This window comes from Acinetobacter sp. LipI_15 (genome assembly GCF_058242865.1).
Window position 1 is genome coordinate 2,734,010 of record NZ_JBZAYN010000001.1, and the last position, 19,805, is coordinate 2,753,814.

A 19,805-nucleotide genomic window follows, 5' to 3' on the forward strand; every position below is an offset into this window, starting at 1 on the left:
TTCAGGAAACATTATGGCCTATATTACTTTAAGGGACGTCCAGCTTGCATTTGGCGGACCTTCCCTACTCGACGGCGCGAACTTCAGTTTAGAACGTGGCGAGCGAGTATGTCTAATCGGTCGTAATGGTGAAGGTAAGTCTACTTTACTTAAACTGATTGAGGGAACTTTATTGCCAGATGGCGGTGAAGTTTCATTGCAAAATGGCATTACGATTTCAATGCTTGCGCAAGATGTACCCATGGATTCGGGCAAAGTCGCTGATATTGTAGCCGATGGTGCAGGTGAAGCTGCTACTGTACTGCGTGCTTATCATGAAGCCAGCGAAGCCTGCGTACTCGGTGATATGGACGCCTGTGAGCGCATGGGTAACCTACAACATCAGATGGATCAAATGGATGGCTGGTCACTTGAAACCAAGGTGAATGCTATCCTCAGTAAAATGGGCCTAGACCCAGAAGCTGACCTTGCAGATTTGTCTGGTGGTCGTAAGCGTCGTGTTTTATTGGCACGTGCTCTCTTGACGCAGCCCGACGTATTACTACTCGACGAACCGACCAACCATTTGGACGTTGAAAGTATTGAATGGCTCGAAAAATTCCTGCTTGATCAAAACAACTTAACCCTGTTGTTTATTTCGCATGACCGTTCATTTGTCGACAATATTGCGACTCGTATTGTGGAACTTGACCGCGGCATTTTGCGTAGCTATGAAGGTAACTATTCACGTTACCTCGAACTCAAAGCTCAGCAAATGGAAGCGGAAGAAAAGCAAAATGCGCTATTCGATAAAAAACTCGCTGAAGAAGAAGTGTGGATTCGTCAGGGCATTAAAGCGCGTCGTACCCGTAACGAAGGTCGTGTTCGTGCCCTAAAAGCATTGCGTGAAGAGTCTAAAGCACGCCGTTCACAACAAGGTAAAGTGAGCATGGCAACGCAAGATGCGCAGCGCTCAGGTAAAGTGGTCTTTGAAATTGAAAACTTAGCTGTGCAATTTGGCAACAGCGCACCAATCATCAAAGACTTCTCGGCACTGGTATTACGTGGTGACCGTATCGGCTTAGTCGGTGACAACGGTGTGGGTAAAACCACTCTTATCAAAGCTATTTTGGGTGAGCAAGAACATACTGGTACAGTAAAAACAGGTACACAGCTTGAAGTTGCTTACTTTGATCAGCTTCGAAATGCACTTGATCTTGAAAAATCAGTGAAAGATAACGTCTCTGAAGGCTCAGACCATGTCGATGTAAACGGTAGCCGTCGTCACATCTACAGTTATTTACAAGACTTCTTATTCTCTCCTGAACGTGCACGCACACCTGTAAAAGCATTATCGGGTGGTGAACGTAACCGTATTTTGCTGGCTAAATTATTGCTCAAACCATCGAACCTGATTGTGATGGATGAACCAACCAATGACTTGGATATGGTGACTCTCGAACTGTTAGAAGAAATGCTCAGTGCTTACAAAGGCACACTGTTACTGATTTCGCATGACCGTGCATTTATGGACAACGTGGTGACTTCAACTTGGGTCTTTGATGGTAAAGGTCAAATCGATGAATACATCGGCGGTTACCAAGACTATTTGGAACAGCGTCCTGACCAAACTGCAGTCGATCAAAAAAGTGATGTGAAAAAAGCCTTAGCCAAAGCTGAAGCGGCAGCTGCTGCGGCTGTACCGAAAAAGGTCAAACTGAGCTATAAAGATCAACGTGCACTTGACCAATTACCAACCGAAATTGCGGCATTGGAAAAAGAGCAAGCAGAACTTACTGATAAGTTGGCAGATGGTTCATGGTTTGTGACCGATGCTGATGCTGCGACCAAAGCCTCACAACGTCTTGCGGCTATTGATGACGAAATGCTTGAAAAAATGGAACGCTTAGAAGAACTTGAAAATATGAGTAATGGTTAATTATTTAGTTACTGTCTTACACTCTTAATGCATTTAAAAAGCCGTATTTCGATACGGCTTTTTTTAAATCTCAGACTTAAAAAACTGAAAACAAAAACGTTTGGAATATTCTTAACCCTACACCTTCAATTCGATTTGGGCTTTGAGTCAAAGCTTGCTATGGTTTGCTCATATCAAATAAGGACTTGTGTATGCAAATTTCAGAGCAGATTGTATTAGTGACCGGTGGCGCTCGTGGACTCGGCTTAGCCATTAGTCAGGCATTAATTGCCGAAGGCGCTCAAGTCGTAGTGAACTATTTTTCAAGTCAAACCGCAGCTCAGCAATTGGCTCTAGATTTTCCACAGCAAGTTTTTGCTTATCAAGCCGATGTCACTGATAAAGCACAAGTTGAGCAATTATTCACTGCTGCCAAAGCACATTTCGGTGCGTCAATAACGTCAGTCGTGAATAATGCGCTGATTGATTTTCAATTTAATGGCGATGCCCGCCCGAAAATTGCGGAATTAACAGCACAAAACTTACAACAACAATTCAATGGTGCTGTGGTTGCGGCACTTAATACGACTCAAGCAGCCTTAGAGGATATGCAAAATGCCCACTTTGGACGTATTGTGAATATTGGGACTAACCTCCTGCAAAATCCTGTCGTACCTTACCATGACTATACTGCGGCAAAGGCTGCTCTATTGGCTTTCACACGTACAGCAGCACATGAACTTGGTGAGTATGGCATTAATGTCAATATGTTGTCAGGCGGTCTGTTACAAAGTACGGATGCCAGTAAAGCTACGCCTGATGCTGTATTTGATTTGATTGCAGCTTCAACACCACTACGAACAGTCACGACACCAGACGAGTTTGCTGCAGCGATTATGATATTTTTATCACCTTATTCACGAGCAGTGACAGGACAAAACCTCATTGTCGATGGTGGTTTAGTTAAAGGTTAAAAATGTAAATGCCATGAAGCTGAACTTTCTCTTTCAATTCAGCTTCATGTTAAACTGATTCCTATTTTTTAGCATTTTCATTTTGCCCTATGAGTCAAAAGCCTGAATATCAACCTGGTCAGTTTCAATGGTCATTCTTACTCCCACAGTATTGGGGAATTTGGATTGGCATTGTCTTCCTGATGATTTTGGCAATACTCCCTTGGGCAATTCAACATCGTCTTGGGCATTTTTTAGGTTCTGTTGCTTTTAACAATTTGAAATCACGCCGTAAAACCACCATCCGCAATTTGGAAGTCTGCTTTCCTGAATGGACGGCAGAACAGGTTGAAGCCAATGCAAGACAGGTTTTTATCGACCAAATGATTGGTATTTTTGAAACCTTAAATGCATGGTACAGCCCGCAATGGTTCAAAAATCGGGTGCAAATTGAAGGCTTAGAGCATATTCAAAATGCACAAGCTGAAGGCAAAGGTATTTTGCTCCTCGGCACACATTCTACCCTGCTCGATGCTGGTGGCTATTTATGCGCACAGTTCTTTGAACCGGATGTGGTTTATCGTCCGCAAAATAATCCGCTGTTGGATATGTTGATTGTGCGTTGCCGTGCCACCATCTATGCCAACCAAATCGACCATGATGATATGCGTGGCTTAATTCGTAATCTGAAAAATGGCCATGCCATTTGGTACAGTCCTGATCAGGACTTTGGTTTAAAACAAGGGGTCATGGCACCATTTTTTGGTACTCCAGCAGCCACTGTTACTGCACATCGTCGCTTATTAAAAATTGCTAAAGCCGTGGCGATCCCGTTGTATTTTTATCGAGACGGCGACATCAGCAACCCTCAATATCATGTATTGATTGAACCTGCTTTGGACAATTTTCCGAGTGACGATGAAGTTTCGGATGCTATTCGGACCAATAAAATTATTGAAAATCAGCTGCGAATCGCACCGACACAATACATGTGGTTCCATCGCCGCTTTAAAACCCGCCCACAAGGCTATGACAAAATCTATTGAGTTCAACTCAGCACATAAAAAAGAGAAATGCTATGAAAGTGATGCAGCTTTTACCTGAATTGAACAGTGGTGGTGTCGAGCGAGGAACCTTGGAAATAGCTCGTGCTTTAGTGACCGCCGGTCATGAGTCCTTAGTGGTTTCAAATGGTGGCCGCATGGTGGCACAATTGGAAGCTGAAGGTTCAACTCACCTCACGCTCGCAATCCATAAAAAAGCCTTATCAAGCTTATGGCAAATTCGTCCTCTACGTAAACTGATTGAGCAACATCAACCAGACATCGTGCATGTGCGCTCACGTGTCCCTGCGTGGCTCACGCATTTTGCCCTCAAAGGGATTCCTGCAAACAAGCGACCTCACCTGATTTCAACTGTACATGGTTTTTATTCGATTAATCGCTATAGTCAAATCATGACGCAGGCTGAAAAAGTCATTGCGGTCTCGGATAGTGTTGTCAAATACATCACGGACAACTACAAAAACTGTCCTACCAAGGACATTGTGCGTATTTATCGTGGCATTGACCCCGCTTCTTTTCCACATGGTTATCAACCCTCAGCACAGTGGCTCAATCAAACCCTAAAAGATTTCCCTGAACTAGAAAATAAGCGTCTGATTTGCTTACCAGGCCGTATCACCCGTTTGAAAGGTCATGAAACCCTGATCCATTTAATGGAACAGCTACAAACACAGTATCCCGACGTACATGCGGTGGTGGTCGGTGGTGCAGATCCGAAAAAAGCGGCTTATTTACAAGAAATGCAAGACAGTATTGCGGCTAAAGGGCTGAGTGATCGGATTACGTTTGTCGGTCATCGTTCAGATATCCGTGAATGGTTAGCTTTTAGCGATTTGGTTTTATCTTTGTCGAGCCAAGCGGAAACCTTTGGACGGACTGTACTCGAAGCACTGTCTGTAGGTACACCTGTGATTGGTTGGAACCGTGGTGGGGTAGCTGAAATTTTATCCAATGTCTATCCGCAAGGTTTAGTCACTGTCGATGATGAAATACAATTACTCAATACCTTAAAGTTGCATTTAAACCAACCACAACACGTGCAGCCTATCAGCATGTTTAGTTTAAAAGAGATGTGTGATCAGACTTTGGAGTTGTATACGCAAGTAGCCTCTCAGCATTCAGCTTGATTGACTACACGCCATAGATCTTTGCTGTGCAGGATAACGCTCTGGAAATCTTTTTAATTCAGCAACTCGATCAACATCTAGAAAGGATATTGTGCATTTCACAATATCTTTTTTTCTATTAGGATTTTTTAACTGGCGATTTAATCCTTCCATTTAGCCCTTCAATTTCGGGCTTCCACTTAGCCCTTCCATACACGGTATCGGGACATCAACCAAAGAATTAGCGGCAACCACATGACATTTAGAATATGTTTCAAACTTTGCCCTATACGCCAAAAGCCTCTATCTAAAATATCATGGCGTGCATTAAACAATTCCAATCCCACTGCGACGACCACAACCGTCCAAATCGCATAAGGTGATTTCAATTGGCGGTGATGGCAAAAGGCCACAAAAAAGAACAGGATTAAGCCAAGATAAATGGAAAGTGCATCGGTGGATAAGTGTGTAATCTGCAATATTTTTTGGTGCCATTCGGACAGCATAGAATGCCTCGTACTTATATTTATTGGAAATTCATCGTTTTTTTCTTGGCACACTGTATAAAGAAATTGATCAAAAGAAAAGCAAAGAATTCTATATCACAAAAGCAAAACCCGAGTTTTGCATCCTGCAAAACTCGGGTCTATGAGGTTGTGCTTTCACAAGTATTCTTTTTATTTTTTATTGGCTTTCCTTTCCTGCATCCGTTCCGTGATGCTTCCATCGGCTTCGTCTTCCTTAGTGGGATGTTCCGTTCCCAGTTCCATGTGCCGATGAACAAAGAATAAGTCAATACACTTGACCTGACCATTCGTCAGAAGCCGAATGCTGTGTAAGCTATTTCTTACACTTTTCTCTTAAATCAAACAAAATCAAGGTGCCTTCGTACCATCCTTATAATCACGGGCGATTTCATCAGTCACAATCTTCTCCTCTTCCTCAGCTTTTTCTATACCCTCCTGAATTGCCTCTTGCGCTTCTTGTTCATCTTCATCTGTTTGCTCTAATTCTTCTTGGATTTGCTCAAATACCCTGCCTGTTTGCAGCACCACATAGACTGGAAAATGGTCTGAACCGATATTGGGCAAGCGTTCCATATGTACCAATGCAAAATCTGTACTATGAAAAATATGGTCGAGCGACCAACGCAGCAGTGGATAATTGGCATGAAAGGTATTCACGAAATGCCGTCCAACTCGTGGGTCTAAAAGCCCACTGATCCGTTGAAAGAGTCGTGTGGTACGTGACCATGCCACATCATTCAGGTCCCCCATAACGATGCAACTTTCATCTAAATCTTTGATCTGATCGCCGACAATCAGCAATTCTGCATCGCGTAAGGTTGAATCTTTTGCTTCCGTTGGACTTGGCGGTTTGGGATGTAAACAATACAGTTGTACCTGATTTCCTGACGCTAAGGTGACTCGGGTATGGATCGAAGGAATTTCATCACTGAGAATAAATTTGACTTTAGTTTCACTAAGTTCTAACTTGCTATACAAATGCATCCCATACAAATTATCCAAAGGTACGGGTACGCGGTAAGGATAATCAGCCTCAATCACTGCCAATTCATTTTGCCAAGTTTGATCGGTTTCTAGCGTGAGTACTAAGTCAGGTTGATGCTTTTGTATTTGTGCCAATAATAAGTGATATTGAGTATTCGGCGTAAGTACATTTGAGACAATGATTGAAATTTGTTTCTGTTTATCTAACTGGTCTGATCGAACTTTTTTGACTTGTTTTTTCCAAATAAAGGTATAAGGCAAAACCATTTTTAATTGATATGCCAAAGCAGCAATCAACCCAATTAAAATGATTTCACGCGCCAAGTCCCATTCAGCATTCCATAAAATTAAGCCTATGAAGGCAAATATGCCCAAAGCCAAGATTTGCAGACGCGGAAAATCTGCACCACGAAACCACCATTCATCTCGTGGTATGAGTGACCAAAATGTCAACCAAATGACGAAGCCCGCCAGTATTTCAATCCAAATCATTACGCCTCCCTTATATTCTTTATTTTTTATTGATTCATAAATTTATATCAGTTTTGCATGTAACATAAACAAGATATATTGCACAATATTATTGGTGTTTTCATTATGTAGCGCTTGCAGTTATGCGCCCTTTTGGTACACTCGAACCCCCTTTTTATTTTTTTAACGCACCGAGGCAAAGTGACATGAAAGTAGGTCTGGTCGGTTGGCGCGGGATGGTTGGTTCCGTCCTTATGCAACGTATGGTTGAAGAAAACGATTTCGCTCATTTCGAACCGTTTTACTTTTCTACCAGTAATGCAGGTGGTGAAGCCCCTGCGTTTGGTGGTAAGACTGCCCCAGCACTTATGGATGCAACGGACATTGATAGTCTGAAGCAAATGGATGTCATTATCACCTGCCAAGGTGGCGATTATACGACTGAAGTTTTTCCTAAGCTTAAAGCTGAAAACTGGAATGGTTACTGGATCGATGCTGCATCGACTTTACGTATGGATGATGAAGCGATCATCGTACTTGACCCAGTAAACATGAACGTAATCAAAGACGGCTTAGTGAAAGGCACAAAAACATTCGTGGGCGGTAACTGTACCGTTTCATTGATGTTGATGGGTTTAGGTGGTCTATTCCAAAATAATTTAGTGGAATGGGCAACCTCAATGACGTATCAAGCGGCTTCTGGTGCAGGCGCGCAAAACATGCGTGAACTGATTTCAGGTATGGGCTACTTGTACAACAATACCAAAGATTTGCTAGATGACCCTCGTTCTCCAATTTTAGATATCGATTCTAAAATTGCACAGTTACAACGTGGCGAAGGTTTCCCATCTGCAAACTTCGGTGTGCCTTTAGCAGGTTCGCTCATTCCTTATATCGACAAACAACTTGAAAGCGGTCAGTCGAAAGAAGAATGGAAAGGTCAAGTTGAAACCAACAAGATCTTAGGCAACCAGCAAATCGTTCCAATCGATGGACACTGTGTACGTATTGGTGCAATGCGTTGTCACTCTCAAGCATTGACTTTAAAACTTCGTAAAGATGTTCCACTGGATGAAATCGAAGATATCATCGCAAGTGCCAACGATTGGTCTAAAGTGGTTCCAAATACCCGTGAAGCGTCAATGACTGATCTGACTCCTGTTGCTGTAACTGGCACCTTGTCTGTTCCAGTTGGTCGTCTCCGTAAGCTCAACATGGGTAAAGAATACCTAGGTGCATTCACTGTGGGTGACCAATTGCTTTGGGGTGCTGCTGAACCTTTACGTCGTATGCTAAGAATTCTCATTGATTATAAAAATGCTTAAGCATTTTTAAGTCTCTGAACAGGAAGCCGATCACAATTGATCGGCTTTTTTATGTAACTGTCGTGTAAATATTTTACAATTCTTTGACAACTCGCTAATCTATAATTTTCGCCATGCGACATATATTCGAGCTAAAGATTAAGATGACCGTATATAACAAATTAAAGATCGCCATTTTAGCCGTTATTGCATCTCAAAACATTCAAGCGATCAGCATTGATCCTGTACAAGTCCAGTCAGCACCCGGGGAATTGCTGTACGCTGAGATTCATTTTCGCCACTCAAACACATCTCTGCCGCTCAATGCAAGTTTAGCCACTGCAGAGGATTTGTTGAGTATGGGTACAGGGCATCAACCACCGGGACATTTAAACTTCTTTACGCGTCGTGATGGTGCAGGCAACGGGGTAATTACCATTACCTCTTCGCGTCCAGTGACCGATGCTGAGCTTAATTTTATTGTTAATATTAAAGAAGGGAATGCTTCACGCCTGCAACAAATTCGCACACCATTAAAACGCAATCCAGCGCCGTCGAATGCGAATCAAACACGTGCCAATGAGCGTGCTTTAGCACCTGTCGTTATTGTAAATGAAAAAGATATTGCCTTAAATTTACCTGTCAGCACACTGTATACCGCAAAAGCACCCGTAGCTGCAGAACAACCCTTATTACTCAGTACCAAAGCACCTCCACAGTTAGCACAATTAGCAACGTCAACGCCTGTTGCGATTGAACCTGTCACGCATGTACAAAATTATAGTGTTACGCCTGCGGAGCAACATAGCGGAAGTACTTCATCAGGTGCTGAAACATCAATTTCGCAAGTTACAAAAACCAATTCGACCGGCTCTGTCAGTTCAGAAATGCAAGCCACACAAACTGCAACAGCATCAATTGCAAGATCTAAAGACCCATTGGCACAAAAATTTGCTGCGGAGCAGGCAGCACAAAAACGTGAAAATCCAACAACGACAGCTCCAACAGCATCTACACCAAAACCAACAAGTACCGCGGCTTCATCGACAGCAACACCAGCGGCAAAATATGTGGTTCGCTCGAATGAAAGCCTTTGGGGAATTGCTTCACGTATTGCGACAGAACAAAACCGCCCTGTTTCTGAAGTCATGCAACAGATTAAAAACAGCAACGAACATGCATTCATTCAGGGCGATGTAAACCGTCTGCGCCGTGGTGCGGCCTTAAATCTGCATGGTATGCAGCAAGCAAAACAGCCTGTAAAAGTCTCTGCGGCAGAACTTGCCAAAGTGCCTTCGAAGCAGTCAGGCAAAACCAAATACCGCTTGAATCAAGCTGAAATGAGTCTGGTGGCAGAGAAAGCGCAAGATTCGGCACAATCTTCTGCCAACAGTGCAGCAGAAAAGAATAAAACTTCGAAAGAGTTGTCATTAAAAGTTATGACATCTCGTGAAAAAACCGTTAAATTACAGAGAAACGTAACTCAATTAGAATTGGCGCTAAATCAAAAGGATCACAGAATTCAATTATTAAATGCTCGTCTTGCTCAACTGCAACAACAGTTGAAAGCTCAACAAGCAGATAAAAGAAGCCAATAAACTAAAACGTTACCAATCAAGATTTTATAGGGATGAGTGCAACTTTATATCGCTCTATCTCCAAGGGGTTAAAACATGCTGATTTATGTGATTCCATTAGTGATCTTAGTGATCGTATTGGTTTTTTTAAACAAACGCCAAAAAGGTCAAGAATCAGATAAAGCCAAACCAACATCCACTAAAACCAAGAAAACGGGTGTTTCGGCCAAAGCGACTCCGAAGAAAACTCAAGTAGTTGAAAGCAGTGTCATTGAAAAAAAATCAATGACACCATTAACGACAGAAGCTCGTGGCAAAATTGAAAAATTAATTGCAGAACGTAATTTCTTTTCTGCTGAAGCACAAATCAATCAATCGTTAAAACGTGACAACTCACAACATGAGTTATACCTATATCTATTAGATATTCACATTTTACAAAAAGACGAATTTGCCATCAGCCAATTGCTGAGCCATATTCGTTCACTTGAACTCGATGAAATTTTAGAACAAGCTGAAGCAAAAAAAGTAGAGTTTGAAAATTCTCAAAATGTGAAAGATGATGCCATTAACTTTGTATCACCGATCACTGAAGAGGTTCCATCAAAAGCTCAAAATACCTCTGATTTTGATGCTTTAATGCAAAGTTCAACTGCTGCACCTGTTGAGCCCAAAGCAGCCGAAATTAAACCACTAGATTTTAATTTCACCACTGAAACGCCTGCAAAAGCAGACATTTCTACCCCAGTTGAAAGTGCTCCTGCTGAAAAAATACAGCCGCTTGAATTTGATACGCTTTCAATTTCACCAGAACCTGCACTTGAAGCGACACCGAAAACCGAAGAGATTGCTCAGCCATCTCCTGCCGTTGAAGAAATCAAACCGATTGATTTTGCAATGGACTTTGCCCCAAGCACTGAAGCTGTGGCTGAAACCAAAACACAAACTGTAGAAGATAAAATCGAGCCTTTAGATTTTTCATTTACAACAGAAACACCAGTGGTAGAAGAAAACAAAGTTGAAGCTCCAACCTTAAACTTTGACTTAGGTGCTTTCGAAACAGCAAAAACAGAAGAAGCGGTTGTCGCTCCTGCAACTGAGTTTAACTTAGAGTCTACGCCTGAAGAGAAACCTGCCGTACCTGCATCAAGTGGTGTGAGTTTTGACATTAGCGGTTTAGGCACACCGTCAACCCCATCTGCTACAGACCAAAAAGATCCATTGGTTCAATCTTTCCCTGAACTGGTTGAAGTCAATGAAATTGAATTGAATCTTGAATTGGCAGCGCAATACATCAAACTAGGTGCTTATGACGCTGCACGTGAAATTTTAACTGAAAAAGAGGCTGAGTTTTCTTCAGCTCAGCGTCAACAAGCAGATCAGTTACTGAATCAAATCGCATCTTAAGCAAAAGCGATTTAAACTAAAGCAGTCTTTCAAGGCTGCTTTTTTTATGATGAAAAAAATTGCTCTTATCTATATGGGTGGTACCTTCGGTTGTATCGGTGAGCCTTTAAGCCCCATGCCAGCGAATGCTTTTTTACCTAAATTACAGCATGTGCTGCCACTACACCTAAACATTGAATGTTTTGTCGCACCTGTCATTCGTGACAGTAGTGCTTGTACTGCACCCGACTGGCTGGCACTGATCCAACAAATTCAAAGTTTACAATTACAACAATTCCAACATTTTGTCGTCATTCATGGTACTGACACTTTAAGTTACGCAAGTGCTGTATTGGCCCATTTTATAGGTCAATCTGCACATGTCGTGCTTACAGGCAGCCAATATCCGCTGTTTAATGTGGCTGGTGACAACACCCGTGAATTTACCGATGCCATCGACAATTTAAATTTTGCATTGGAATCGGTACACCAATCGAGTGTTGGGGTTTATTTGGCCTTTCATCATCAACTGATGCATGCTCAGTCCGCACTAAAAGTACATACAACCGATCTGAAAGCCTTTGATGGGCTGCCAGCCACACAGCCACTTTCAATGCTGACATCGCCTTATATTGTTCAAGTCAATGATTTAGACAAAGCGGCTCATTTCAATTGCCTGAATTGGATGTGGCAACCGATAACAACTGATCTACACAGTCAAAATTTAGCCGCCCTGCTTACACACACGCCAGATGTTTTAATTCTGCAAGGTTTTGGCACAGGCAACATTGCCGTTGATGCTGAGTTACTCAATGTATTGAAGGCTATACAACAAAAAAATTGCAAAATTATTTTAAGTACACAGGTTGTTCATGGCGGTATAGATCAACGCTATGCTGTGAGTGACTGGGTTAAAGACAGTGGAATATTACTAAGCAATTGTTTGGGTCATGCAGATCTTTATGCCAAATGCTTGAAAATGTATTTACAATACGGTAGTGCCGCAGACTGGACTGCGCATTGGAACGATTAAGTCATTTGAGGTAACTATGCAACGTTTTGCGATTGGGATTGAGTTTTGTGGCATGCAATACAAGGGCTGGCAAACTCAGCAACCGGGCGTACCAAGCGTGCAAGAAACCATTGAAACCGTCCTCAGTAAAGTAGCCAATGAGCCGATCATGTTGCATGGCGCTGGCCGAACAGATGCCGGCGTCCATGCAACCAATATGGTGGCACATTTCGATACTCAGGCGATTCGCCCCATTCGCGGATGGTTAATGGGCAGCAATAGCCAATTACCCCGTGATATCTCCATCCAATGGATTAAGGAAATGGATCAGGACTTCCATGCCCGCTTTAAAGCGCAAGCACGTCGTTATCGCTATGTGGTCTATAACAATCCACAACGTCCAGCTTTACTGCACAAGCAAGTGACCCATGTTTATGCCAAGCTAGATGTGCTGAAAATGCAACGTGCTGCGGCCAAATTTGAAGGCACTCATAATTTCGAAAGCTTCCGTGCCGCAGCCTGTCAGTCCAATCAGCCTGTTCGTCATGTCAGCCATTGCCGTCTGATCCAACACGGATGCTACTTGGTCCTAGATATTCAGGCCGATGGTTTTTTACATCACATGGTGCGTAACATCATGGGCTGTTTGTTGGAAATTGGGCAAGGTATGTATGACGTTGACCATATTGACGATATTTTTGCTGCTGAAGACCGAAAAGCAGCAGGTGTCACCGCACCACCCGATGGACTATATTTTATCCATGCAGACTATCCAGCTCAGTTTGAACTTCCTCAAGTTCCGTTAGGACCACATTGGCTAAATATGCCTGAATAAACAATCCCTCCCAACCTCACTTTCACAGAGAGGGTGTTTCATTTCCGCCATTGCCAGATTCTAAAGATGAAAATCCCCCTTTGAAAAAGGGGGATTCTGTTTAGGGAAGGATTTTATCGAAGATCAACCTTAACGCTGCTTCCGCTTACGATATTCCACAGGCGTTTCATTGGTCCAGCGTTTAAATGCGCGATAGAACGTACTTGGCTCAGAAAAACCCGTTAAGTACACAATGCGCTCCACACTTTCATTGGTATTGGCCAATAATTTTTTAGCCAAACGACAGCGATAGTCTGACAAAATTTGCTGAAAACTGGTATTGGCTTCTGACAACTGAGTCCGTAAACGACGCGGAGTAATGTTGAGCTGCGCAGCGACCGTTTCGAGTGTGGTTTCACCGCTTTCAAGCGTTGAACCAATAGCACGGCGAACTTCACCGACCAAATCATAACGCGCCAACTCCTGAAGCTTTTCAATCGCCAACTGCTCATGCAATTGTAATAACTCAGGTTCTGCCTGCCACAATTGATACTCTAAAATAGCCGGATCAAAATACAATCGGGTTTCTTTCTGCCCTAAGCTCACAGGACATTCATAAACACGGAAATACTCATCATCTGGCGCGCCCTGACTAAAGTTAAAGTCGATATAAATCGGCTGAAAACGCCCTTCAGTAATAAACTTAAAGAAACGCAAAACACCGGACATCGCGCATTCAGAAAAATGACGATTCACGATATTTTCTGCCCAAGGCTGATGACCATTGGTCAAATAGCAGCGGTCATCTTCAATCACCAATTGTGCATGAAAGGCATCGCTAATTAGGCGTTGATAGGCCAAAGCCCGCTTTAAACCTTCACCGAAATTCTCAGATGAAATAAATAAGTGTTCAATCACCTGCCCTCGATATAAAGGCAAATGCTCTCCCAGATGCAAACCAATATCAGGATCCTTACTGACTTCTTCTGCAGCCACCCAGAAAGCAAATTGCGCATTCAATGGGGTACGGTCATTGGTTTCAACCTGATTTAATGCCACACCCGCTTTTGTTAAAATTTCTTCTGTTGGCAATCCGGCACGACGAATCGCTTGATACCCTAAACGCAACACAACAGATGCATCAGTTAGCTGACCCACTCCAGAACCTTCCTTGTATGTACTTCATTTATACCTAAAAAGATTGATTTTAGATTAACTGCGATTGACCAAACTGACAACTGTTACTGCACATTTTTTGTTGAAAATATTTAACTGAATTGTTCGCTTATTTTACTGACAGTCGATCAGTTCAAAGCCTTTTACGGCTTGTATTCTGAAAAAAAATTGACTATAATTTGCGCCTTGCTAATTTATTCATTCAGGTAGGCTATGGCCAATAAAGAGGAACTCATCGAGTTCGAAGGCGTTGTCACCGAGACGCTTCCTAATACTATGTTCCGTGTACGTTTAGAAAACGGTCATGAAGTGATTGCTCACATCTCTGGCAAAATGCGTAAACACTATATCCGTATTTTGACTGGCGACAGTGTTAAAGTAGAAATGACACCTTATGATTTGACTAAGGGTCGTATCACTTACCGTGCGCGCTAAGTTTTAGCGAAGCGAAAAAGCCACTTTATCAGTGGCTTTTTTTGTATTTATTTCAATGCAATGATAAAAATTGACTGCAAATTTGCTTTCCTTTACAGTCTAAAAACATAAAAATTCGATTATAAAATTCAAAATATAAGGACATAAAATCATATGAAACATCTAGGATTAGTCGGAGCTATCTTTTGTGTGGCTTGCGCCACGACAGGCCAAAAGCAACTCAATCAATCCCTACAACACTATATTGGACAGCCAGCTGATCAAGTTCGTAAAGAGCTCAACTTGAGTCAATTGGGCTATAAAGTGATGGGAGCACCCGTACAAAGCAATGAAAAACTCAGCTATACCATTTTACGCTCGATACCAATCCCGATTGGTACACCAAATATCGGCACCAGTATAGCCATGGGCGCCCCTATCCCAACGCCGTCTAAAGGTGGTGTCACTGTCGATATGGAATGTAAAATCGAGTTCAAATTACGCAACCAAATCGTTGAATCCATTGACTATGTCGGTAAAGCTTGTTGATCCTGTATTTGAATACTAGGGGCTAATCCTGCTCGGATGACCGTGTATCAAATGACTACAGTGTTATACAGACCAATCTGACTAAACTGAATTTATTTCGTGAGGAGCTGATCCATGAAATTTATTTTGGAACATCAGGTTTACGAAGATCACCATTTTATTCACCCCACATTGAGCATGGGATGCGTTCTAAGCATTGTATGGTTGGCTGGTTGTACCACGACATCAACGATATCCTCCGTTGAACGTGAACGCTATTTAGCCTCATTTATTGGTCAATCGAGCCAAACGATTCAAGCAGAACTTAATCTCAGCAAACTCGGCTATCAAAGAACCTCTCCCGTAGAGGTCAGTTCAGACTACCTTCGTTATCGTGTTACACGCCCGATCAGTATTCCTTTACCGATGGCGGAAAATCCTGCGATGCGCATGGGCAGCGGCGCTGCTGTGCCGATTCCCAGTGGAAATACACGCTATGAGGTTGAGTTAAACTGCCTTATTCAATTTCGCATAAAGCATAATATTGCAACTGATGTCCGATTAACTGGTCGCACCTGTTAGCTCATCAATTCTAGGATTGATAATTTCTAGGCACAAAAAACGCAGCATAAACGCTGCGTTTTTTGATTCGCCATTAGTTCAATGCAGAAACTACAGCTTGACCCATTTCAACAGTACCGACTTGAGTACTGCCTTCTGACATGATGTCACCTGTACGTAAACCTTGATCTAAGACATTACCTACTGCATCTTCAATCGCTTTTGCCGCCGCTTCTTCACGGAAGGTATAACGTAGCATCATAGCAACAGACAGAATTGTAGCTAATGGGTTCGCAATGTTTTGACCTGCGATGTCTGGCGCTGAACCGTGGCAAGGCTCATACATACCTTTACCATTCTCATCTAAAGAAGCCGATGGCAACATGCCGATAGAACCGGTTAACATCGCCGCTTCATCAGACAAGATATCGCCGAACAAGTTACCTGTCACGATTACATCAAACTGTTTTGGCGCACGGACCAATTGCATGGCAGCATTGTCAACATACATATGAGACAAGTTAATTTCAGGATACTGCTCTTCTTTTAACGCAGTTACAGTTTGTTTCCAAAGCTCAGTCACTTCTAGTACGTTGGCTTTATCAACTGAACACACTTTACCACCACGTAAGTTCGCCATTTCAAAAGCAACTTTGGCAATACGCTTGATTTCAGATTCAGCATATACGTCAGTATTGAAACCTTGTTTTTCGCCGTTTTCGAGTTCACGAATACCACGTGGTTGACCGAAATAGATCCCGCCAGTTAACTCACGTACGATCAAAATATCCAAACCTGCTACGATTTCAGGTTTTAAGCTCGACGCATCTGCAAGCTGCGGATAAAGAATTGCTGGACGTAAATTGGCAAATAAATTTAATTCTGAACGAATTTTTAATAGGCCACGTTCTGGACGAATTGAACGCTCAATGGTATCCCACTTAGGACCACCCACTGCACCCAATAAAATCGCATCAGCAGTCTTCGCTTGTGCTGCTGTTACATCTGGATAAGGTGAACCGTGCGCATCGATCGCTGCACCACCTAAAAGACCTTGTTCCCAAGTCAAACCTAAGTTGAATTTCTCGTTTACACGTGTCAGCACTTGTTCAGCCGCTTTCACGATTTCAGGACCAATACCATCACCTGGTAAAATCAAAATATGTTTTGACATGAGTCTTTCCATTTATACGCTGGCTTGATTACCAGTCAGATTTAAAGTTTCTTTTCTACAAACTCACCAAGTCCTGTGAGGACATTGTACGGTCGGCAGAAACGTCGAATCGTTTTTGCACCTTGCTTTAAGTCTACACAGAGCGGATCAGGCGCAGATTTATCTAGTAAACTGCCTCTGTTTTTTGAACGCTCACGGTACATTTTAAAGGTGTACTCGTGTTTGGACCTAAAGTTGTGAATGACATGCAAGCGCTCTGCTTTTTCCTGAGAAATAGGATAATAGCGAATCACGACTTCATGCTGACCTGAAGGTACGGACAAATACAAAGGATTAGGCTCAGACAATGAACGACCATTCAACCGTACAATACCTGCTTTAATCGCAGCACGTTGTACATGTTGATTATTTGGATCAACCACTTGTATTTGATCAAAACGCTCAAATTCACAGTGCGCTGTACCTGCACAGTAAATCAAAGCATTATTTTTTGTACTTTCAGTTTCCTTCACATTTTTAATGCGTGCCGTGTCAAAGCTTTGACAGGCAGAGAGCGTTGCAAACAGCGCTCCCGTTACAACCAGCTGACCGAAGAACTTTTTCATTTTTCGAACCCAACCTGATAAATTCTGGCTAACGTATAAATTTTGTTTCGCCTGATATTAACAAGACTTAAGCCGACTGACTACTAAGAAGTTCTACAGTGACACTGACTTAAGCTTTAATGTCTGCAAATACCCAAGGGCGAGATGCTTTGGTTTTTTCTTCATAAGCACGGATCTCATCGGCTGCTTGTAAAGTTAAACCGATATCATCCAAGCCATTCAATAAGCAGTGTTTACGGAATGGATCGACTTCAAATGTAAATGCTTCACCACTCGGTGTACGCACTTCTTGCGCAGCCAAATCAATGGTTAATTGATAGCCTTCAGATGCAGCACATTCTTTAAACAACTGATCGACGATCTCTTCAGACAAGATCACTGGCAACATGCCATTTTTAAAGCTGTTATTAAAGAAAATGTCCGCATAGCTTGGTGCAATGACGGTACGGAAACCATATTCTTCTAATGCCCAAGGCGCATGCTCACGGCTCGAACCACAACCAAAGTTTGCACGAGAGATCAAAATCGACGCACCTTGATAACGTGGTTTGTTCAATTCGAAATCGGGGTTAATTGGACGTTTTGAAATGTCCTGACCTAAATAGCCTTCATCCAAATAGCGCAACTCATCAAATAAGTTGGCACCAAAGCCTGTACGCTTAATAGATTTCAAAAATTGTTTTGGAATAATTAAATCTGTATCCACATTGGCACGGTCTAATGGTGCAACGATACCTTGTTCAACGGTATATTTTTTCATGCGATTTGCTCCTATTAGCCCTGATTAGAAGGTACGAACGTCAACGAAGTGACCAGCGATTGCCGCAGCTGCTGCCATTGCTGGACTCACCAAATGCGTACGACCACCATTACCTTGACGACCTTCGAAGTTACGGTTAGACGTCGATGCACAGTGCTCACCCGGTTGCAATTTGTCAGCATTCATTGCCAAGCACATTGAGCAACCCGGCTCACGCCATTCAAAGCCTGCTTCAATTAAGATTTTATCTAAGCCTTCTGCTTCTGCTTGTGCTTTGACTAAACCTGAACCCGGAACCACCATGGCTTGCTTAATCGATGCCGCCACTTTTTTGCCTTTGGCTACTTCAGCCGCTGCACGAATATCTTCGATGCGTGAGTTGGTACATGAACCAATGAATACACGGTCTAATTGAATATCTGCCAAAGCTTGACCCGCTTCTAAGCCCATATAATTGTACGCACGTGTCCAGTCATTACGCTGTACGTCATCTTTGGCTTGTTCTAAAGTTGGCACTGCTTGAGATACAGGAATCACCATCTCAGGAGAAGTCCCCCAAGACACTTGTGGCTCAATCTCTTCACCTTGCAACACCACAACAGTATCAAAATGCGCACCTTCATCAGACACTAAAGTATTCCAATATTCTACTGCAGCATCCCACTGTTCGCCCTTCGGTGCATACGGACGGTCTTTCACATAGGCAATGGTTTTGTCATCGACAGCGACCATACCCACGCGCGCGCCACCTTCGATCGCCATGTTACACACCGTCATACGACCTTCGATCGACATATCACGGAATACTTGACCACCAAACTCAATTGCGTGACCTGTACCACCTGCCGTACCGATTTTACCGATAATTGCTAAAACCACGTCTTTAGGAGTTACGCCTTGACCCAAGTGACCGTCAACACGCACCAACATGTTCTTCATTTTCTTTTGAACTAAGCATTGAGTCGCCAACACGTGTTCAACTTCAGATGTGCCAATACCATGAGCCAAGCAACCAAAAGCACCATGCGTTGCAGTATGTGAGTCACCACACACCACGGTCATACCTGGCAAGGTTAAACCTTGTTCTGGCCCAACCACATGCGCAATCCCTTGACGGACATCGTTGATATCAAACTGGGCAACATTAAAGGTTTTACAGTTGTCATCTAAAGTTTGCACTTGGATACGTGAGGTATCATCTTCAATACCCGCAATACCTTCAGCACGCTCCTTAGTAGACGTAGGTACGTTATGGTCTGGCGTTGCCACGTTAGCGCTTAAACGCCATGGTTTACGACCTGCAAGTTGTAGCCCTTCAAAGGCTTGTGGAGAAGTCACTTCATGCAATAAATGACGGTCGATATACAATAATGAAGAGCCATCATCTCGTTGTTTTACTAGATGGTCATCCCACAATTTGTCATACAAGGTTTTTTTTGTTTGGGTTTCCGCTTTTTGGGTTTCGCCTGCCATGTCGATTTGCTCCACTGGA

Annotated in this window: 19 protein-coding genes; 12 read left to right on the forward strand and 7 right to left on the reverse strand. The window is 42.8% G+C overall.

All coding sequences use genetic code 11. The features are described 5' to 3' along the window. The first annotated feature begins 13 nt into the window (after window positions 1-13). The 4 genes from AC4CU0_RS12935 to AC4CU0_RS12950 all read left to right on the forward strand — a co-directional run bounded on the left by AC4CU0_RS12935 (window position 14) and on the right by AC4CU0_RS12950 (window position 5,041). The gene (locus AC4CU0_RS12935; protein WP_490743272.1) at window positions 14-1,918 is read left to right on the forward strand and encodes an ATP-binding cassette domain-containing protein; all 1,905 of its coding nucleotides are present in this window, start codon (window positions 14-16) and stop codon (window positions 1,916-1,918) included. 191 nt (window positions 1,919-2,109) lie between these two features. Beyond that, window positions 2,110-2,871 carry a 3-oxoacyl-ACP reductase gene (locus AC4CU0_RS12940; RefSeq protein WP_411691154.1) on the forward strand — a complete coding sequence of 254 codons (762 nt, stop codon included), beginning with the start codon at window positions 2,110-2,112 and terminating at the stop codon, window positions 2,869-2,871. Window positions 2,872-2,960: 89 nt separating this feature from the next. Beyond that, entirely contained in the window at window positions 2,961-3,896 is a 936-nt protein-coding gene (lpxL, locus tag AC4CU0_RS12945) for an LpxL/LpxP family Kdo(2)-lipid IV(A) lauroyl/palmitoleoyl acyltransferase (RefSeq protein WP_490743273.1), read from the forward strand. A 32-nt stretch (window positions 3,897-3,928) separates the two neighbouring features. Continuing rightward, window positions 3,929-5,041, forward strand: a complete 1,113-nt coding sequence (locus AC4CU0_RS12950) for a glycosyltransferase family 4 protein (protein WP_490743274.1) — start codon at window positions 3,929-3,931, stop codon at window positions 5,039-5,041. A 179-nt stretch (window positions 5,042-5,220) separates the two neighbouring features. Here the strand turns inward: AC4CU0_RS12950 and AC4CU0_RS12955 are convergent, their stop codons facing one another. Both AC4CU0_RS12955 and AC4CU0_RS12960 read right to left on the reverse strand, forming a co-directional pair. Continuing rightward, the gene (locus AC4CU0_RS12955; RefSeq protein WP_257231423.1) at window positions 5,221-5,526 is read right to left on the reverse strand and encodes a hypothetical protein; all 306 of its coding nucleotides are present in this window, start codon (window positions 5,524-5,526) and stop codon (window positions 5,221-5,223) included. Between the two features lie 369 nt (window positions 5,527-5,895). After that, a complete protein-coding gene (locus AC4CU0_RS12960; RefSeq protein ID WP_180134952.1) occupies window positions 5,896-7,023 on the reverse strand; it encodes an endonuclease/exonuclease/phosphatase family protein in 1,128 nt (375 codons plus the stop codon). A gap of 185 nt (window positions 7,024-7,208) precedes the next feature. Here AC4CU0_RS12960 and asd point away from each other — a divergent pair, with 185 nt between their 5' ends. From asd to truA, 5 genes are all read left to right on the forward strand, one after another. Beyond that, complete coding sequence (gene asd / locus AC4CU0_RS12965) at window positions 7,209-8,327, forward strand: aspartate-semialdehyde dehydrogenase (RefSeq protein ID WP_180005293.1); 1,119 nt, start codon at window positions 7,209-7,211, stop codon at window positions 8,325-8,327. A 143-nt stretch (window positions 8,328-8,470) separates the two neighbouring features. Beyond that, a complete protein-coding gene (locus AC4CU0_RS12970) occupies window positions 8,471-9,904 on the forward strand; it encodes a FimV/HubP-related protein (RefSeq protein ID WP_490743275.1) in 1,434 nt (477 codons plus the stop codon). A gap of 75 nt (window positions 9,905-9,979) precedes the next feature. After that, a complete protein-coding gene (locus tag AC4CU0_RS12975) occupies window positions 9,980-11,290 on the forward strand; it encodes a fimbrial protein FimV (RefSeq protein WP_490743276.1) in 1,311 nt (436 codons plus the stop codon). 49 nt (window positions 11,291-11,339) lie between these two features. Further along, window positions 11,340-12,302, forward strand: coding sequence for an asparaginase domain-containing protein (locus tag AC4CU0_RS12980; RefSeq protein WP_180106030.1), 963 nt, complete (start codon window positions 11,340-11,342; stop codon window positions 12,300-12,302). Between the two features lie 16 nt (window positions 12,303-12,318). Continuing rightward, window positions 12,319-13,116: a tRNA pseudouridine(38-40) synthase TruA gene (truA, locus tag AC4CU0_RS12985; protein WP_078189716.1), complete on the forward strand. Its 798-nt coding sequence runs from the start codon at window positions 12,319-12,321 to the stop codon at window positions 13,114-13,116. A gap of 129 nt (window positions 13,117-13,245) precedes the next feature. Here the strand turns inward: truA and AC4CU0_RS12990 are convergent, their stop codons facing one another. After that, a complete protein-coding gene (locus AC4CU0_RS12990) occupies window positions 13,246-14,253 on the reverse strand; it encodes an AraC family transcriptional regulator (RefSeq protein WP_078189717.1) in 1,008 nt (335 codons plus the stop codon). Window positions 14,254-14,484: 231 nt separating this feature from the next. Between AC4CU0_RS12990 and infA the strand changes: the two genes are divergently transcribed. From infA to AC4CU0_RS13005, 3 genes are all read left to right on the forward strand, one after another. Continuing rightward, complete coding sequence (gene infA, locus AC4CU0_RS12995) at window positions 14,485-14,706, forward strand: translation initiation factor IF-1 (protein ID WP_001284370.1); 222 nt, start codon at window positions 14,485-14,487, stop codon at window positions 14,704-14,706. A gap of 153 nt (window positions 14,707-14,859) precedes the next feature. After that, entirely contained in the window at window positions 14,860-15,234 is a 375-nt protein-coding gene (locus tag AC4CU0_RS13000; protein WP_490743278.1) for a hypothetical protein, read from the forward strand. Window positions 15,235-15,348: 114 nt separating this feature from the next. Continuing rightward, window positions 15,349-15,795 (forward strand): hypothetical protein, encoded by a 447-nt coding sequence (locus AC4CU0_RS13005; protein WP_490743279.1) that lies wholly within the window; start codon window positions 15,349-15,351, stop codon window positions 15,793-15,795. A gap of 73 nt (window positions 15,796-15,868) precedes the next feature. Here AC4CU0_RS13005 and leuB read toward each other — a convergent pair whose 3' ends face one another. The 4 genes from leuB to leuC form a co-directional block, all read right to left on the reverse strand. Next, window positions 15,869-16,948, reverse strand: coding sequence for a 3-isopropylmalate dehydrogenase (gene leuB / locus AC4CU0_RS13010; RefSeq protein WP_078189719.1), 1,080 nt, complete (start codon window positions 16,946-16,948; stop codon window positions 15,869-15,871). 41 nt (window positions 16,949-16,989) lie between these two features. Then, the gene (locus AC4CU0_RS13015) at window positions 16,990-17,553 is read right to left on the reverse strand and encodes a hypothetical protein (protein WP_078189720.1); all 564 of its coding nucleotides are present in this window, start codon (window positions 17,551-17,553) and stop codon (window positions 16,990-16,992) included. Between the two features lie 109 nt (window positions 17,554-17,662). After that, complete coding sequence (gene leuD, locus AC4CU0_RS13020; RefSeq protein WP_249708087.1) at window positions 17,663-18,313, reverse strand: 3-isopropylmalate dehydratase small subunit; 651 nt, start codon at window positions 18,311-18,313, stop codon at window positions 17,663-17,665. Window positions 18,314-18,337: 24 nt separating this feature from the next. Further along, entirely contained in the window at window positions 18,338-19,786 is a 1,449-nt protein-coding gene (gene leuC, locus AC4CU0_RS13025) for a 3-isopropylmalate dehydratase large subunit (protein ID WP_490743280.1), read from the reverse strand. Window positions 19,787-19,805: the final 19 nt, after the last annotated feature.

What these genes read in the sequence shown, in the direction of transcription:
- AC4CU0_RS12935 (WP_490743272.1), top strand. Translation starts at nt 14, where the DNA reads ATGGCCTATATTACTTTAAGGGACGTCCAGCTTGCATTTGGCGGACCT.
- AC4CU0_RS12940 (WP_411691154.1), top strand. Translation starts at nt 2,110, where the DNA reads ATGCAAATTTCAGAGCAGATTGTATTAGTGACCGGTGGCGCTCGTGGA.
- lpxL (WP_490743273.1), top strand. Translation starts at nt 2,961, where the DNA reads ATGAGTCAAAAGCCTGAATATCAACCTGGTCAGTTTCAATGGTCATTC.
- AC4CU0_RS12950 (WP_490743274.1), top strand. Translation starts at nt 3,929, where the DNA reads ATGAAAGTGATGCAGCTTTTACCTGAATTGAACAGTGGTGGTGTCGAG.
- AC4CU0_RS12955 (WP_257231423.1), bottom strand. Translation starts at nt 5,526, where the DNA reads ATGCTGTCCGAATGGCACCAAAAAATATTGCAGATTACACACTTATCC.
- AC4CU0_RS12960 (WP_180134952.1), bottom strand. Translation starts at nt 7,023, where the DNA reads ATGATTTGGATTGAAATACTGGCGGGCTTCGTCATTTGGTTGACATTT.
- asd (WP_180005293.1), top strand. Translation starts at nt 7,209, where the DNA reads ATGAAAGTAGGTCTGGTCGGTTGGCGCGGGATGGTTGGTTCCGTCCTT.
- AC4CU0_RS12970 (WP_490743275.1), top strand. Translation starts at nt 8,471, where the DNA reads ATGACCGTATATAACAAATTAAAGATCGCCATTTTAGCCGTTATTGCA.
- AC4CU0_RS12975 (WP_490743276.1), top strand. Translation starts at nt 9,980, where the DNA reads ATGCTGATTTATGTGATTCCATTAGTGATCTTAGTGATCGTATTGGTT.
- AC4CU0_RS12980 (WP_180106030.1), top strand. Translation starts at nt 11,340, where the DNA reads ATGAAAAAAATTGCTCTTATCTATATGGGTGGTACCTTCGGTTGTATC.
- truA (WP_078189716.1), top strand. Translation starts at nt 12,319, where the DNA reads ATGCAACGTTTTGCGATTGGGATTGAGTTTTGTGGCATGCAATACAAG.
- infA (WP_001284370.1), top strand. Translation starts at nt 14,485, where the DNA reads ATGGCCAATAAAGAGGAACTCATCGAGTTCGAAGGCGTTGTCACCGAG.
- AC4CU0_RS13000 (WP_490743278.1), top strand. Translation starts at nt 14,860, where the DNA reads ATGAAACATCTAGGATTAGTCGGAGCTATCTTTTGTGTGGCTTGCGCC.
- AC4CU0_RS13005 (WP_490743279.1), top strand. Translation starts at nt 15,349, where the DNA reads ATGAAATTTATTTTGGAACATCAGGTTTACGAAGATCACCATTTTATT.
- leuB (WP_078189719.1), bottom strand. Translation starts at nt 16,948, where the DNA reads ATGTCAAAACATATTTTGATTTTACCAGGTGATGGTATTGGTCCTGAA.
- AC4CU0_RS13015 (WP_078189720.1), bottom strand. Translation starts at nt 17,553, where the DNA reads ATGAAAAAGTTCTTCGGTCAGCTGGTTGTAACGGGAGCGCTGTTTGCA.
- leuD (WP_249708087.1), bottom strand. Translation starts at nt 18,313, where the DNA reads ATGAAAAAATATACCGTTGAACAAGGTATCGTTGCACCATTAGACCGT.
- leuC (WP_490743280.1), bottom strand. Translation starts at nt 19,786, where the DNA reads ATGGCAGGCGAAACCCAAAAAGCGGAAACCCAAACAAAAAAAACCTTG.